The 14032-nt window shown below is 75.5% G+C and carries 11 protein-coding genes; all 11 read left to right on the top strand.

All coding sequences use genetic code 11. The features are described 5' to 3' along the window. Window positions 1–160 precede the first annotated feature (160 nt). The 11 genes from ABD208_RS07360 to ABD208_RS07310 all read left to right on the top strand — a co-directional run bounded on the left by ABD208_RS07360 (window position 161) and on the right by ABD208_RS07310 (window position 13709). The gene (locus ABD208_RS07360; RefSeq protein ID WP_344101095.1) at window positions 161–1855 is read left to right on the top strand and encodes an ABC transporter substrate-binding protein; all 1695 of its coding nucleotides are present in this window, start codon (window positions 161–163) and stop codon (window positions 1853–1855) included. Further along, window positions 1852–2817, top strand: coding sequence for an ABC transporter permease (locus ABD208_RS07355; protein WP_344101092.1), 966 nt, complete (start codon window positions 1852–1854; stop codon window positions 2815–2817). Before ABD208_RS07360 ends, ABD208_RS07355 begins: the two co-directional genes overlap by 4 nt. Beyond that, on the top strand, window positions 2814–3653 hold the full coding sequence (locus ABD208_RS07350; protein ID WP_344101090.1) for an ABC transporter permease: 840 nt from the start codon (window positions 2814–2816) through the stop codon (window positions 3651–3653). The genes ABD208_RS07355 and ABD208_RS07350 overlap by 4 nt, the downstream gene beginning before the upstream one ends. Continuing rightward, complete coding sequence (gene nikE / locus ABD208_RS07345; RefSeq protein WP_344101088.1) at window positions 3650–5644, top strand: nickel ABC transporter ATP-binding protein NikE; 1995 nt, start codon at window positions 3650–3652, stop codon at window positions 5642–5644. The genes ABD208_RS07350 and nikE overlap by 4 nt, the downstream gene beginning before the upstream one ends. Further along, window positions 5641–6846, top strand: coding sequence for an LLM class flavin-dependent oxidoreductase (locus tag ABD208_RS07340; RefSeq protein ID WP_344101086.1), 1206 nt, complete (start codon window positions 5641–5643; stop codon window positions 6844–6846). The genes nikE and ABD208_RS07340 overlap by 4 nt, the downstream gene beginning before the upstream one ends. Before the next feature lie 74 nt (window positions 6847–6920). Next, window positions 6921–8129 (top strand): LLM class flavin-dependent oxidoreductase, encoded by a 1209-nt coding sequence (locus ABD208_RS07335; RefSeq protein ID WP_344101084.1) that lies wholly within the window; start codon window positions 6921–6923, stop codon window positions 8127–8129. 326 nt (window positions 8130–8455) lie between these two features. Next, window positions 8456–9589, top strand: coding sequence for an ABC transporter substrate-binding protein (locus ABD208_RS07330; RefSeq protein ID WP_344101082.1), 1134 nt, complete (start codon window positions 8456–8458; stop codon window positions 9587–9589). Beyond that, entirely contained in the window at window positions 9586–10410 is an 825-nt protein-coding gene (locus ABD208_RS07325; RefSeq protein ID WP_344101080.1) for an ABC transporter permease, read from the top strand. The genes ABD208_RS07330 and ABD208_RS07325 overlap by 4 nt, the downstream gene beginning before the upstream one ends. After that, window positions 10386–11252, top strand: coding sequence for an ABC transporter ATP-binding protein (locus tag ABD208_RS07320; protein WP_425561077.1), 867 nt, complete (start codon window positions 10386–10388; stop codon window positions 11250–11252). The genes ABD208_RS07325 and ABD208_RS07320 overlap by 25 nt, the downstream gene beginning before the upstream one ends. Further along, window positions 11249–12625 (top strand): LLM class flavin-dependent oxidoreductase, encoded by a 1377-nt coding sequence (locus ABD208_RS07315; protein ID WP_344101078.1) that lies wholly within the window; start codon window positions 11249–11251, stop codon window positions 12623–12625. The genes ABD208_RS07320 and ABD208_RS07315 overlap by 4 nt, the downstream gene beginning before the upstream one ends. Before the next feature lies 1 nt (window position 12626). Next, complete coding sequence (locus ABD208_RS07310; protein ID WP_344101076.1) at window positions 12627–13709, top strand: LLM class flavin-dependent oxidoreductase; 1083 nt, start codon at window positions 12627–12629, stop codon at window positions 13707–13709. The last annotated feature ends 323 nt before the right edge of the window (window positions 13710–14032 follow it).

Raw genomic sequence — 14032 nt, 5'->3', positions numbered from 1 at the left:
CGCGCCCGCCCGGCCCGTTCACCGGCACCGTCCGGGATGCGAGACATCCGCGTGAGGCATTGACAGGCCCTTGGGGCGCTCCTTACGGTCCACGCATCAGTAATTCCGATCAGATCGATCGGAATAATGGATCTATTGCCCGCCAGGCGAGGAGCCGTCCATGTCCCGCACCGTTGCCGTCCGCCCGCTCCGCGCGGCTCTCGACGCCCGCCCGTCCCGCCGTCGTCCCGTGATGCCGGCCGCCGCCCTCGCCGTCCTCGCCCTCACCGCCGGCTGCGCCCAGGGGGCCTCGGCCGGTCCGGCGGCGACCGGCGGCGCACCGGTCCCGGGCGGCACCCTGCGCTTCGCGCTCGGCGCCGAGCCCACCGGCGTCGACCCGCAGCAGGTGGGCACCAACGTCAGCATCTACATCGCCCGCCAGCTCGCCGACTCCCTCACCGACCAGGATCCGGAGACCGGCGAGATCGTCCCCTGGCTCGCGGAGAGCTGGGACGTGAACGACGAGCTCACCGAGTTCACCTTCCACCTGCGCGACGACGTGACGTTCTCCGACGGCACGCCGCTGGACGCCGGGACGGTGAAGGCGAACTTCGACGCGCTCGCGGACGGGCCCCTGGCCGCGTCGGCCCCGCTCGCGGCCAGCTATCTCGGGGGCTACGAGAAGTCCCGCGTCGAGGACGAGCACACCGTCACCGTCGTGCTGGAAGCCCCTGACGCCCAGTTCCTGCAGGCCACGTCCACGGTCTCGCTGGCGATCCTGTCCGAGGGGACCGCGACCGCGGACCCGGCCGAGCGGCAGCAGGGCGAGCTCGTGGGCTCGGGCCCCTTCGTCCTGGAGGAGTACACCCAGGGCCAGGGCGCGGTGATCACCCGGCGCGACGGTTACGACTGGGCGTCCGACGCCGCCGCGCACGACGGCGAGGCGTACCTCGACGCCGTCGAGTTCTCGGTGGTCCCGGAGTCCGGGGTGCGGGCCGGCTCGCTGGCGTCCGGGCAGGTCGACGCCATCGGCGACGTCCTGCCGCAGGACGTGCCGCAGGTGGAGGGCTCGGGCGGGCAGGTCCTGAACCGGAACAACCCCGGCGTCGCCTTCGTGCTGCAGGCCAACGTGAACCGGCCGCCGCTGGACGACCCGGACGTGCGCCGGGCGCTCCTGCCCGCGATCAACCGCCCCGAGCTGGTCGACACCGTGTTGTCGGACGCCTTCAAGCCCGCGACCAGCGTCCTGGCGTCGACCACGCCGGGCTACACGGACCTGAGCGACGAGCTGGTGTTCGACCCGGAGGAGGCCGCCCGCCTGCTCGACGAGGCGGGCTGGGCCGAGGGCCCGGACGGCATCCGGGAGAAGGACGGCGAGAAGCTCGCGTTCGACGTCGCCTACGCGCCGCTGTTCACCGGCAGCGAGGCGGTGCTGGAGCTCGTGCAGCAGCAGCTGCGCGCGGTGGGCGTGGACCTGGAGCTGCGCCGGCTCACCCCGGCCGAGCAGACGGCCGCGCAGGAGTCGGGTGACTTCGACACCTACTACTACAACGTGACCCGCGCGGACGCCGACATCCTGCGCACCCAGTTCGCCGTCGGGCAGCGCAACCTCAGTTTCCGCGAGGCCCCGCAGGGGGACGACGACGCCGACCCCCTCGACGCCCTCCTGGCCGACGCCCTCGCCGAGCCCGACGCCGCGGCCCGCGCCGAGCTCGCGGCCGGTGCCCAGCGCGAGATCCTCGACCAGGCCCTGGCGATCCCGCTGTTCGAGCTCGCCCAGTCGATCGGGGTGCGCGGCGAGGTGCACGGCGTCGCGTTCGACGCGTCCAGCCGGCTGCTGTTCCGCGACGCCTGGATCGACGGGGGCGGGCAGTGACCGCCCGCGGTGCCCTGCGCCTGCTCGGCGGCGCCGCCGTCGTCCTGTGGGGCGCGTTCACGGTCTCGTTCGCGATCCTCTACCTGCTGCCCAGCGATCCGGTGAGCATCATGCTCAGCCAGTCGGCCGAGTCGCTCGACCCCGCGCAGGTGCAGGCCCTGCGCGAGCGGCACGGCCTCGACCGGCCCCTGCCGGAGCAGTACCTCACCCAGCTCGGCAACGCCCTGACCGGCGACCTCGGTACCTCGGTGACCACCGGCGCCCCGGTCACGGACCTGCTCGCCGAGGCGCTGCCGCACACCGCCGCCCTGGCCGGGCTCGCGCTGCTGCTCGCGGTGCTCGCGGGCACCGGGATCGCGGTGCTCGCGTCCTGGACGCGCGCCCGGTGGCTGCGTGCCGCGCTGCTCGCGCTGCCGCCCGTGGGCGTCGCCGTCCCCGGGTTCTGGGTGGGGCTCGTGCTGCTGCAGCTGTTCTCCTTCACCTGGTACGTGTTCCCGGCCGTCGGGCAGGACGGGTTCGCGTCGCTCGTGCTGCCCGCGGTCACGCTCGCGGTGCCGCTGTCCGCGACGATCGCCCAGGTGCTCGCCCGCGGCCTGGACGAGGCGTGGCGCGCGCCCTACGCCGACACCGCGTTCGGCGCGGGCGCCTCGCGGAACCGGGTGCTCGGCGCGCACGTGCTGCGCAACGGCTCGCTCCCGACCGTGACCCTGATCGGCGTGCTCACCGGCAACCTGCTGGGCGGCACTGTCGTGGTGGAGACCGTGTTCTCCCGGCAGGGTCTCGGCAGGCTCGCCGAGCAGGCGGTCACCACGCAGGACATCCCCGTGGTGCAAGGGCTGGTGCTGACCGGCGCGCTGGTGTTCGTCGTCGCCGGCCTGCTGGCCGACCTCGCGCACCCGCTCCTGGACCCGCGCCTGCGCGGCCGCCGCGCCGCGCCCGCGCCCCGGGCGGTGCCGGCATGAGCGCCGCGCGGACCGGCCGGGACATGACCCGGGGACTGCGCCGGCCGGGCGCCGTCGTCGCCGTCCTGATCCTGCTGGTCCTGACCGCCTGGGCCGTCGCGCCCGGCGCGTTCACGGCCCACGACCCCGTCACCGGCATACCCGCCGAACGCCTGCTCCCGCCCGGGCCGGGTCATTGGTTCGGCACCGATCACCTGGGCCGCGACCTGTTCGCGCGCACCGTCCACGGCACCGGGCTCACGGTCCGCGCGGCCCTGCTCGCGATCGCCGTCGCGCTCGGCGGCGGCGCGGCGATCGGCCTGATCGCCGGGTTCTCCGGCGGGGTGCTCGACGACGTGCTCATGCGCGGCATCGACGTCGTCCTCGCGATCCCCGGCCTGCTGCTGTCGCTCGCGGTCGTCACGGCGCTCGGGTTCGGCACGGTGAACGTCGCGCTGGCCGTCGGCGTCGCGTCCGCACCGGTGTTCGCCCGGGTGATGCGCAGCCGCGCCCTGCACGTGCGGCACGCCGGCTACGTCGAGGCGGCCCGCCTGGCGGGGTCGGGGCCGGTCGCGATCGTGCTGCGGCACGTGCTGCCGAACGCCGCCGGTCCCGTGCTGGTGCTCGCGGCCGTCGAGCTCGGGGCGGTCGCGCTGGCCGTGTCCTCGCTCAGCTTCCTGGGCTTCGGCGCCACGCCACCCACGCCCGAGTGGGGCGCCCTGATCGCCGAGGGCCGCGACTACCTCGCGGTGGCCTGGTGGTACACCGCGCTGCCCGGCCTGGTCCTCGCGGCCGGCGTGCTCGCCGCCGGCCGCCTCGGCCGCACGTTCGAAGCCGAAGGGAGGCACGCACGATGAGCGTCACCAGCGAACGATCGCCCCGCGCCACGGCCGCCGGCCGTGCCATCAGGGGCAGCGCCGTCGAAGGCGGCGCGGTCGCGCCGGTCGGGCCCGACGCCGCTACGACGTCCGGCGACGCCACGACGTCCGACGACGTCGCGCCGAGGTCCGACGTCGCCGTCCCGCCGGTCACCTCCGACGCCTTCGGATCCGCCCCGGCGCTCCTCGAGGCCGACGGGCTGACCGTCGCCTACCGCGGCACCGAGGTGGTGCACGGCGTGAGCCTGCGCGTCGCGCCCGGCGAGGTGGTCGCGCTCGTCGGCGAGTCCGGCTCCGGCAAGTCCACGATCGCCCGCGCGCTCACGGGGCTGCTGCCCGACGGCGGGGTCGTGACCGGCGGGCGCGCCGCCCTCGGCGGGCAGCCGCTCACCGGGCTGACACCCCGGGCCTGGCAGGACCTGCGCGGCGCCCGCCTCGGCTTCGTCCCGCAGGACACCGGATCCGCGCTCGACCCCGTCGCCCGGATCGGCGACCAGGTCGCCGAGGCGCTCGTCGTGCACGGCACGCCGCGCGCCGCCGCACGGGAGCGCGCCGTGCGGATCCTGCACGACGTCGGCCTCGACGCGCCCGCCGCCCGCGCGCGCCAGTACCCCCACCAGCTCTCCGGCGGCATGCGGCAGCGGGTGCTGATCGGCCTCGCGCTCGCGAACCGGCCCGGCCTCGTCGTCGCCGACGAACCCACCTCCGCCCTCGACGTCACCCTGCAGCGCCACATCCTCGACCTGCTCACCGACCCTGCCGGGACCCGCGGGGAACGGCCCGCCCTCCTGCTCGTCACGCACGACCTGGCGCTCGCGGCCGAACGCGCCGACCGGGTCCTGGTGATGCGGCACGGCCGCATCGTGGACGAGGGGCGGCCGGGCCGGGTGCTCGGCGCCCCGCGGCACGCCTACAGCCGCGAGCTGGTCGAGGCCGCCGCGCCGGGCGCGGGCCGCACGGCGGTCGCGGGCCCGCCGGCGGCTGCCCCCGTGCTCGAGGTCCGGGACCTCGCCAAGGCGTTCCGCCTCCCCGGCGGCGGCCTCCCGCTGCCGGGAAGGGGCCGCCCGGGCGCGGGCCTCGCGTTCCCCGGGTGGCGCGAGCGGGGCACCGGCGCGACGGAGCCCGGCGGCCGCGCGTCGGGCACCGGCGTGGCACTGCCCGGCACGCACGGGCCCGATCCGTCCCGGCCCGGCGGCCGCGCATCGGGCACCGCCGGTCTCCGGGCGGTCGACGGGGTCTCCTTCGCCGTGGCGCCCGGGGAGACGTTCGCGCTGGTCGGGGAGTCCGGCTCGGGCAAGACGACGATCGCGCGGCTCGTCCTCGGGCTGGAGCGGGCCGACGCCGGGACGGTCGTCCTCGGCGGGCGGCCGCTCGGCCGCGACACCCGCGAGCTGCGCCGCCGCAGCCAGCTCGTGCACCAGGACCCGTCGTCGTCCCTCGACCCGCGGTTCACGGTGGCGGCCGCCGTGGCCGAGCCGCTCGTGGCGCACCGCACCGGGACGCGCGCCGAGCGCCGCGACCGCGTTGCCGCGCTGCTGGAGGCGGTGCACCTGTCGCCGGACCTCGCCGGATGCCGCCCCGCCGAGCTGTCCGGCGGGCAGCGGCAGCGGGTCGCCGTCGCGCGGGCGCTCGCCCTGGACCCGGAGCTGCTGGTCCTCGACGAGCCGACCAGCGCGCTGGACGCGTCGGTCCAGGCCCGCGTCCTGGACCTGCTCGTCGAGCTGCAGGAGTCGTGCGGGACGGCGTTCCTGCTCGTCACGCACGACCTGGCCGTGGTGCGGCGCGTCGCGCACCGGGTGGCCGTGCTGCGCCGCGGCCGGGTCGTCGAGCAGGGCGCCGTGACGGACATCCTCGACCACCCCCGCGAGCAGTACACGCGGGAGCTCGTGGCGGCCGTGCCCCGGGCCGCCCTCGGCCACGACCCGGCGGCCCTCGCGGGCGCCCCGACCGACGAAGGAGAGCACTCATGACCGAGGCCCCGCGGATCCCGCTGTCCGTCCTGGACCTGGCGATCGTCCCCGAGGGCGGCAGCGGCGCCGCCGCGATCCGCCGCGCCGTCGACCTCGCCGCCGACCTCGACCGCTGGGGGTACCGGCGCGTCTGGTACGCCGAGCACCACCTGTCGCCCGGCGTCGCGTCGGCGTCGCCGGCGGTCCTGGCGGCCGCCGTCGCCGCGCGCACGGAACGGATCCGGGTCGGGTCCGGCGCCGTGCTGCTCGGCACGACGTCGCCCGTGGTGGCCGCCGAGCAGTTCGGCACCATCGCGGCCCTGCACCCGGGGCGCGTCGACCTCGGGCTGGGGCGGGCGAGCGTGCCGCCCCGGCGGGTCGACGCCGCCGACGGCGAGGCGGCAGCGTCGTCGTCGGCCCCGTCCGTGCCGGCCCCACCGGCCGCCGGCCGCGTCGTGGACGGGCTCTACGTGCCGCCCCCGCCACCGGTCGACTTCGACGACCCCGCGCTGCGCGACCGCATCGACGCACAGCAGCGCCTCATCGGCGCGGGCCGCACGCCGTCGGCGCTCGCCGCGGACCTGGAGATCGTGCTGAACCTGCGGGACGGCGGCCACCTCACGGACGGCGGGGACTGGGTCAGCCCGCCGGCCGACGGCGCCGCGTTCGACCTCTGGGTGCTGGCCTCCAGCCCCGGCGAGAGCGCGCGCACGGCCGGTGCGCTTGGGCTGCCGCTCGCCGCGAACTACCACGTCAGCCCGGCGACCACCCTCGACACGATCGCCGCCTACCGCGAGGCGTTCCGGCCCGGGGTGCTCGCCGAGCCGTACGTGATCGTCTCGGCCGACGTGCTCGCCGTGGCGGAGCCCGGGCAGGCGCACGAGCCGTCCGGGGCGTTCGCCGACTGGGTGGCGTCGATCCGGTCGGGCGCGCGCGGGGCGATCCCCTTCCCGGCGCCCGGCCGCGGGCGCCCGTGGAGCGACCGGACCGGGTCGGAGCGCGCCCTGGTCGCCGACCGGGTCGACACCCGGATCGTCGGGGACCCGGCGACCGTCGTCGAACGCCTCGCGACCCTGGCCCGCGTCACCGGCGCCGACGAACTGCTTGTCACCACCGAGGCCCACGACCCGGCCGCGGCGCGCGCCTCGTTCGAGCTCCTCGCCGGGGCCTGGGGCCTCGCCGGGGCGAACCCGGCCCCCGGACGCAGGACGGCTGCCGCCTGACCGGCGGCCGCACCGGCAGCCGCACTGACACCCCCATCGACCTACCGACAGCCCTACCGACAAGGAGTCCCACCGTGCCCGTCGAATTCCTGGGAATGACCGCCGTCAGCGACGCGTCCGAGACGAGCGAGCGCACCACCGCGCCGTTCGACACCGACTACCTGGTGCGGCTCGCCCGCGCGCACGAGGACAACGGCTGGACCCGCGTGCTGTTCGCCTACGGGTCCGGCGGGGCGGAACCGGCGTCGCTCGCCGCGTACGTCGCGGCGCGCCTGCCCGGCATCGAGCTGCTGCTCGCGCACCGCCCCAACGTGTCCTACCCGACGTACGCGGCCAAGACGTTCGCGACGCTCGACCAGCTCTCCGGGGGCCGGTTGTCGGTGCACTTCATCACCGGCGGCAACGACCACGAGCAGGGCCGCGAGGGTGACACGCTGCCCAAGGACGTGCGGTACGCCCGCACGCGGGAGTACATCCAGATCGTCAAGCGGGCCTGGGCCGGGACCGAGCCCTTTGACCACGACGGTGACTTCTACCAGTTCAAGGACTTCGTGCTCGACGCGAAGCCGTTCGGCGGGCGCACGCCGACGATCTCGTTCGGGGGGTCGTCCGACGCCGCCTACCGGGTCGGGGCCGCCGAGGCCGACATCTACGCGGTCTGGGGCGAGCCGCTGGACCGCACCCGGGAGCAGATCGAGCGCGTGCACGCCGAGGCCGAGGCCGCGGGCCGCGCGGAGCCGCCGCGGATCCACGCGGCGTTCCGGCCGATCATCGCGCCGACGACGGAGCTCGCCTGGGAGAAGGCGCACGGGATCCTGGACCGGATCGAGGCGCGCAAGGGTGCCCTCGGCGGGAGCCTGAGCCGCCGGCACCCGATCGACGCGCCCGAGAACGCCGGTTCCCAGCGGCTCCTGGAGATCGCGGACGCGGGGGAGCGGTACGACACGGCGCTGTGGACCGCGACGGCCAAGGCGACGGGCGGCGCGGGCAACTCCAACGCGCTGGTCGGCACGCCGGAGGAGGTCGCCGAGGCGCTGCTCGCCTACTACGACCTCGGCGTCCGAATCATCTCCGCGCGCGGCTACGACCTGCTCGACGACGCGATCGACTTCGGTCGCTACGTCATCCCGATCGTGCGCGAGGAGGTGGCCAAGCGGGACCGGGAGGCGACCCCGGACGGCGCGGACTCGGACGGCCGCGCCGCCCGCGCCCGCACCGCGGTCGCGGCCCTCGGCGACACCCGTTCCGTGCTGACGGCCGCACGCCGAGTCTCGGAGCCGTGACGGCCGCGGCCCCCTGACCTCGCCAGCCCCCTGACCTCGCCGCCGATCCTGCCGCGGCTGCCGCCCTGCTGGTGACCATGTCATGTCGAACGATGGAAACGCTGCCATCGTCCGGGATGACATGGTCGCCGGCGGGGCGGCTCGCGTTCGATCGGCGCGGCACGGGGTGGCGCCGGGGGTGAGACTCTGGTGTCTCGCATCGTAAGAATTTCCGGGAAAGCCTCGCTCGGGCTTGACGGGCCGCCTAGGTTCTCACTCACATCAGAAATTCCGATCGAACTGATAGGAATTGTCGATGGCTGAGTCAACCTATGTGAGGACACCCCATGCCTGACCACATCATCCGGCCGGTGGCCGGCCGGCGAACCGCCCGGCCGCCGCGACCGCGCGCCCTCCTTGCCGCGGCGGCGGCCGCCCTGGCCCTGCTCGCGTCCGGCTGCGCCGCGAGCGCCGGCGGCGCCGAGGTCACCGGTGGTCTCGCCGAGGACGCGCCGCTGCCCACCGAGGTCCCGGCGGGGACCCGGCTCGTCGTCGGCGACCAGCTGATCCAGAAGGCGTTCGAGCTGGCCGGGGACGACATCGACCAGGACTTCGACTTCGAGCTGGAGTGGGCCAACATCTCCGGCGGCCCGCAGACCCTGGAGGCGTTCAACGCGAACGCCCTCGACCTCGGCTCCGTCGCGGAGATCCCGGCCCTGCACGCCACCTGGACGGGCCTGGACGTGCGGATCTACGCCACCCACTACCGCGAGGACTGGGACGAGAACCCGATCTACGAGCTGGCCTCGGCGCCCGGCGTCGCGCTGGACTCCCTGGCGGACCTGCGCGGCAAGAAGATCGCGTTCAGCCCCGGGCAGGCGCAGGGCGCCCTCGTCCTGAAGTCGCTGCGGGAGGCGGGCCTGACCCAGGACGACGTCGAGCTGGTCGAGCTGCCGTCGACCGGGGACGTGTACCCGACCGCGCTCGCGGCTGGTGAGCTCGACGTCGCGCCGCTCGGCTCGACCCCGCTGTACCGGTACCTCGCGCAGTACGGCAAGGACGGCGCCACGTCGATCAGGACGGGGATCCGCGACGACGCCGGGCACCTGTACGGCCCCGCCGCGGTGGTCCGGGACCCGGCCAAGGCCGCGGCGCTGCGCCAGTTCGTCCGGGCCTGGGCGCAGGCCCGCGTCTGGATCGACGAGCACCCGCAGGAGTGGAAGCAGGGCTACTACATCGAGGACCAGGGCCTGAGCGAGCAGGACGCGCAGTACGCGATCGACACCTGGCCCGTCACCGAGATCCCCGCCGAGGACGACCTGCCCGGCGTCGTCGGACGGCACCAGGAGACCGCGGACCTGCTGCGCGCCGAGCTGCACGACACGCTCTCCCGCCAGGAGATCGACGTCGCCGGGCTGTTCGACGAGCGCTTCGTGCCGATCGCGAGCGAGGCCGCCGAGGCCGCCCGGGAGGAGTCGTGACCGCCGTCCTCGCCGACCCCCGGCCCGCCGACCTGCGCCCCGGGGTCCGGCGGCTCGGGCTCGGCAAACCCTTGCCCCTGGCCGGCGGGCTCGGCGTCCTGGTCCTGCTGGCCGTCTGGTCCGCCGGCTCCGCCGCCGGCTGGATCGACCCGCGGGTCCTCACCGCCCCGTGGACCGTGGTGACCACCGGCGCGGACCTGATCGCGAACGGCAGCCTCCCGGAGCATCTCGGGGTCTCCCTCACCCGGGCGGCCCTCGGGCTCGTGACGGGCGTCGCCGCCGGGCTGGTCCTGGCCCTGATCTCGGGCCTGAGCCGCGTCGGGGACGCCCTCCTCGACGGCCCGATCCAGGTCAAGCGCGCCATTCCGAACCTCGCCCTCATCCCGCTGCTCATCCTGTGGTTCGGCATCGGCGAGGAGATGAAGGTCGTCACGATCGCGCTCGGCGTGTTCGTGCCGATCTACCTGCACACGCACAACGGGCTGCGCTCGATCGACAGCCGCTACGTGGAGCTCGCCGAGACGCTCCGGCTGACCCGCGGCCAGTTCGTCGCGCGCGTGGTGCTGCCCGGCGCGCTGCCCGGGTTCCTGCTCGGCCTGCGCTTCGCCGTCACCGGGTCGCTGCTCGCGCTCGTCGTCGTCGAGCAGGTCAACGGCACCGCCGGGATCGGCTACATGATGGAGCTCGCGCGCGCCTACGGACAGACGGAGGTCATCATCCTGGGCCTCGTCGTGTACGGCGCCCTGGGCTGGGGTGCGGACGCGCTCGTCCGCCTGCTGCAGAGGAGGGCGCTGACATGGCGACGCACACTGGAAGGCTGATCGCGGACGACGTCACGCGGCAGGACGGGACCGCGCCGCACGGCGTCGTGCCGGGGGCCGTGCCCGACGACGCCGGCTCGCCCGCGCCTGGCGCGCACCCCGCCGCGCACCCCGCGGTGCCCGGCGACGGGACCCCGCCCGCCGTCGTCGTCCGCGACCTGTACCGCACCTACGGCATGCCGAAGGGCGTCCTCGACGGCCTCGGCCTGGAGATCGCCGACGGCGAGTTCGTCGCCATCCTCGGCCGCTCCGGCTCCGGCAAGAGCACGCTCCTGCGCGCGCTGGCCGGGCTCGACCACGACGTCACCGGCTCCGGCGAGATCCGCGTCCCGGCCAACGTGTCCGTCGTGTTCCAGGACTCGCGGCTGCTGCCCTGGGCCCGCGTGCTCGACAACGTCGTGCTGGGGCACGAGGCGGCCCCGGCCGAGGCGCGCGCCGCCGGGAAGGCGGCGCTCGCGGAGGTCGGCCTCGCCGGCCGGGAACGCGCCTGGCCGCACGAGCTGTCCGGCGGCGAGCAGCAGCGGGCCTCGCTCGCGCGGTCGCTGGCCCGCAGCCCCGAGCTGCTGCTCGCCGACGAGCCGTTCGGCGCGCTCGACGCCCTCACCCGGGCGCGCATGCACGACCTGCTGCGCGACCTGCTGCGGCGGCACCGCCCGACCGTGCTCATGGTCACCCACGACGTGGACGAGGCGATCGTGCTCGCCGACCGCGTCGTCGTCCTCGACGCCGGGCGCATCGCGCTCGAGCGCCGCACCGGCACCACCCCCCACGCGACCCTGCGCGCCGAGCTCCTCGGCGCCCTGGGGCTCGCACCGACGGACCGACGGAAGGACCGAGCATGACCACGCCCACCACCCGCGGCGACCACCGCCCCGGCCGGCTCCACCTCAACGCCTTTCTCATGAGCAGCGGCCACCACGAGGCGTCCTGGCGCCTGCCCGAGAGCGCCCCCGACGCGACCGGTCACCACATCGCCCACCTGCAGCGCCTCGCCCGGATCGCCGAGGCCGGCAAGCTCGACTCCGTCTTCTTCGCCGACGGCCCGGGCCTGCAGGGCGAGGTCGGACGGCGCCCCGCCGGCGTCCTCGACCCGATCGTCGTGCTGACGGCGCTCGCGGTCGTCACCGAGCGGATCGGCCTCATCGCCACGGCGTCGACCACCTACAACGCGCCGTACAACCTGGCCCGGCGGTTCGCCTCGATCGACCACGTGTCGGCCGGGCGGGCCGGATGGAACGTCGTGACGACGGCGGGCCCCGACATCGCCCGGAACTTCGGCCTCGACGACCAGCCCGCGCACGCCGTGCGCTACGAGCGCGCCGCGGAGTTCCTGGAGGTCGCCTACAAGCTGTGGGACTCGTGGGAGGACGACGCGATCGTCGCCGACAAGGAGTCCGGCGTCTGGGCCGACGCCGCCCGGATCCACCACCCGGAGCACGCCGGCACCCACTTCTCGGTCGCCGGGGCGCTCAACGTGCCGCGTTCCCCGCAGGGGCGGCCGCTGATCGTGCAGGCCGGGTCGTCCCAGGACGGCAAGGACCTCGCCGCCCGCTACGCCGAGGCCGTGTTCACCGCGCACCAGACCCTCGGCGACGCGCAGGAGTTCTACCGGGACCTCAAGTCGCGCACCCTGGCCGCGGGCCGCGACCCGGAGCACGTGCGGATCCTGCCCGGCATCGTGCCCGTGATCGGCGCGACCGAGGCGGAGGCGCAGGCCAGGGAGCGCGAGCTCGACGAGCTCATCCAGCCCGAGTACGCCCGCGGCCACCTCGCCCGCCTGCTGCGCGTGGATCCCGCGGACCTGCCGCTGGACCGCGAGCTGCCCGCGGACCTGCCGTCCGAGGACGAGATCGAGGGCGCCAAGAGCCGGTACACGCTCATCGTCCGGCTCGCCCGGCGCGAGCGCCTCACCGTGCGGCAGCTCATCGGCCGCCTCGGCGGCGGCCGCGGCCACCGCACGCTCGCCGGCACGCCCGAGCAGATCGCGGACGCGCTCCAGGAGTGGTACGACGACGGCGCCGCGGACGGCTTCAACGTCATGGCCCCCGTGCTGCCGTCGGGCCTGGAGCAGTTCATCGACCACGTGCTGCCGATCCTGCGCGACCGCGGCCTGTTCCGCTCCGAGTACGAGGGCACCACCCTCCGCGAGCACTACGGCCTGGCCCGCCCGGCCAGCCGGTACGCGACGGCGCCGGCCGCGACGGCGGGGATCTGACATGGCCGGCGACCTCCTCTGGTACATCCCCAACCAGACCCACCCGGGCCATCGCGGGGACGACGCCGCCGAGGGTCACAACAGCCTGGACACGCTGACCCGGCACGCCCAGGCGCTGGAGAAGCACGGCTGGGACGGCGCGCTGCTCGGCACGAGCTGGGGCCGGCCCGACACGTTCACCGTGGCCACGGCGCTCGCCGCGCGCACGACGACGTTCGAGCCGCTCGTCGCGGTCCGGCCGGGCTACTGGGCGCCCGCGCACCTGGCGTCGGCGTCGGCCACGCTCGACCACCTCACCGGCGGCCGCGTGCGGATCAACGTCGTCTCCGGCCAGGACGACCTGGCCGCCTACGGGGACGCCGAGGGCGACCAGGCGGCGCGCTACGCGCGCACGCGCGAGTTCCTGCAGATCGTCCGGCGCCTGTGGACGCAGGAGTCCGTGACGTACGACGGCGAGCACTTCCGGGTCACCGGTTCGACCCTCGACCTGCGGCCCGTCGCCCGCGCGGGACGGCCGCACCCGCGGCTGTACTTCGGGGGCGCGTCCGCGGCCGCGGAGCGGGTCGCCGCAGCCGAGGCCGACGTGCAGCTCTTCTGGGGCGAGCCGCTGGACGGGATCGCCGAGCGGCTCGACCGGCTGCGCGGCCTGGAGGCCACGCTGGGCCGGGAGCACGCGCCGCTGGAGTTCGGCCTGCGGATCACCACGCTCGTGCGCGACACGACCGAGCAGGCGTGGGCGGACGCGGAGGCGAAGGTCGCCCGGCTCGCCCGGGCGCGCGGCCACGAGCAGCCGGGGGACCGCCGCTGGGGCTCCCGCGGCGCCGTCGGGCAGCGCCGCCTGCTGGACCTGGCGGCGCGCGGCGACGTCCTCGACGACATCCTGTACACGGCCCCCGGCCGCGCCGGCGGCGGGGGAGCGGGCACGACGTGGCTGGTCGGGACGGCGCAGGAGGTGGCCGCAGCGCTACGGAAATACGAGGCGCTGGGCGTGACCCACTTCGTGCTCTCGGACACGCCGTACCTCCCCGAGATCGAGCGGCAGGGGCAGCAGCTGGTGCCGCTCCTGCGCGGCGCGTCCGGGTGACGAGCCCGGTCCCGTCCGGGATGCGAGACGTTCCGGACAATCGTTGACAGGCCCTCACGGGACTCCGTAGGTTTCGAGACATCAAAGTATCCGATCAAACCGATCGGAATAATGTATCTGTTGCAACGTCGGACGGAGAGCCGGACATGGAACGAGTGACGAAGCCGGGTACCGCGCACGTCTCTGCCCGCGCCATGTGCCGTCGTCCGTTCAGGTGTCGTCCGGCGGTCATGCCCGCGCGGCGTCGTCGCCGCACCCGCTGACCGCCTGACCGAGGCCCGCCCGCCCCACCCGGGGCTGCCGCCTCCACCGCACGCCCGCGC

It is taken from the genome of Myceligenerans crystallogenes, from assembly GCF_039529775.1.
Classification (GTDB): Bacteria; Actinomycetota; Actinomycetes; order Actinomycetales; family Cellulomonadaceae; genus Myceligenerans; species Myceligenerans crystallogenes.
This window is presented reverse-complemented; position numbering and strand designations above follow the sequence as displayed.

Coding starts and splice junctions, on each gene's coding strand:
- ABD208_RS07350 (WP_344101090.1), top strand. CDS start 2,814: ATGAGCGCCGCGCGGACCGGCCGGGACATGACCCGGGGACTGCGCCGG.
- ABD208_RS07320 (WP_425561077.1), top strand. CDS start 10,386: ATGGCGACGCACACTGGAAGGCTGATCGCGGACGACGTCACGCGGCAG.
- ABD208_RS07360 (WP_344101095.1), top strand. CDS start 161: ATGTCCCGCACCGTTGCCGTCCGCCCGCTCCGCGCGGCTCTCGACGCC.
- nikE (WP_344101088.1), top strand. CDS start 3,650: ATGAGCGTCACCAGCGAACGATCGCCCCGCGCCACGGCCGCCGGCCGT.
- ABD208_RS07330 (WP_344101082.1), top strand. CDS start 8,456: ATGCCTGACCACATCATCCGGCCGGTGGCCGGCCGGCGAACCGCCCGG.
- ABD208_RS07340 (WP_344101086.1), top strand. CDS start 5,641: ATGACCGAGGCCCCGCGGATCCCGCTGTCCGTCCTGGACCTGGCGATC.
- ABD208_RS07315 (WP_344101078.1), top strand. CDS start 11,249: ATGACCACGCCCACCACCCGCGGCGACCACCGCCCCGGCCGGCTCCAC.
- ABD208_RS07310 (WP_344101076.1), top strand. CDS start 12,627: ATGGCCGGCGACCTCCTCTGGTACATCCCCAACCAGACCCACCCGGGC.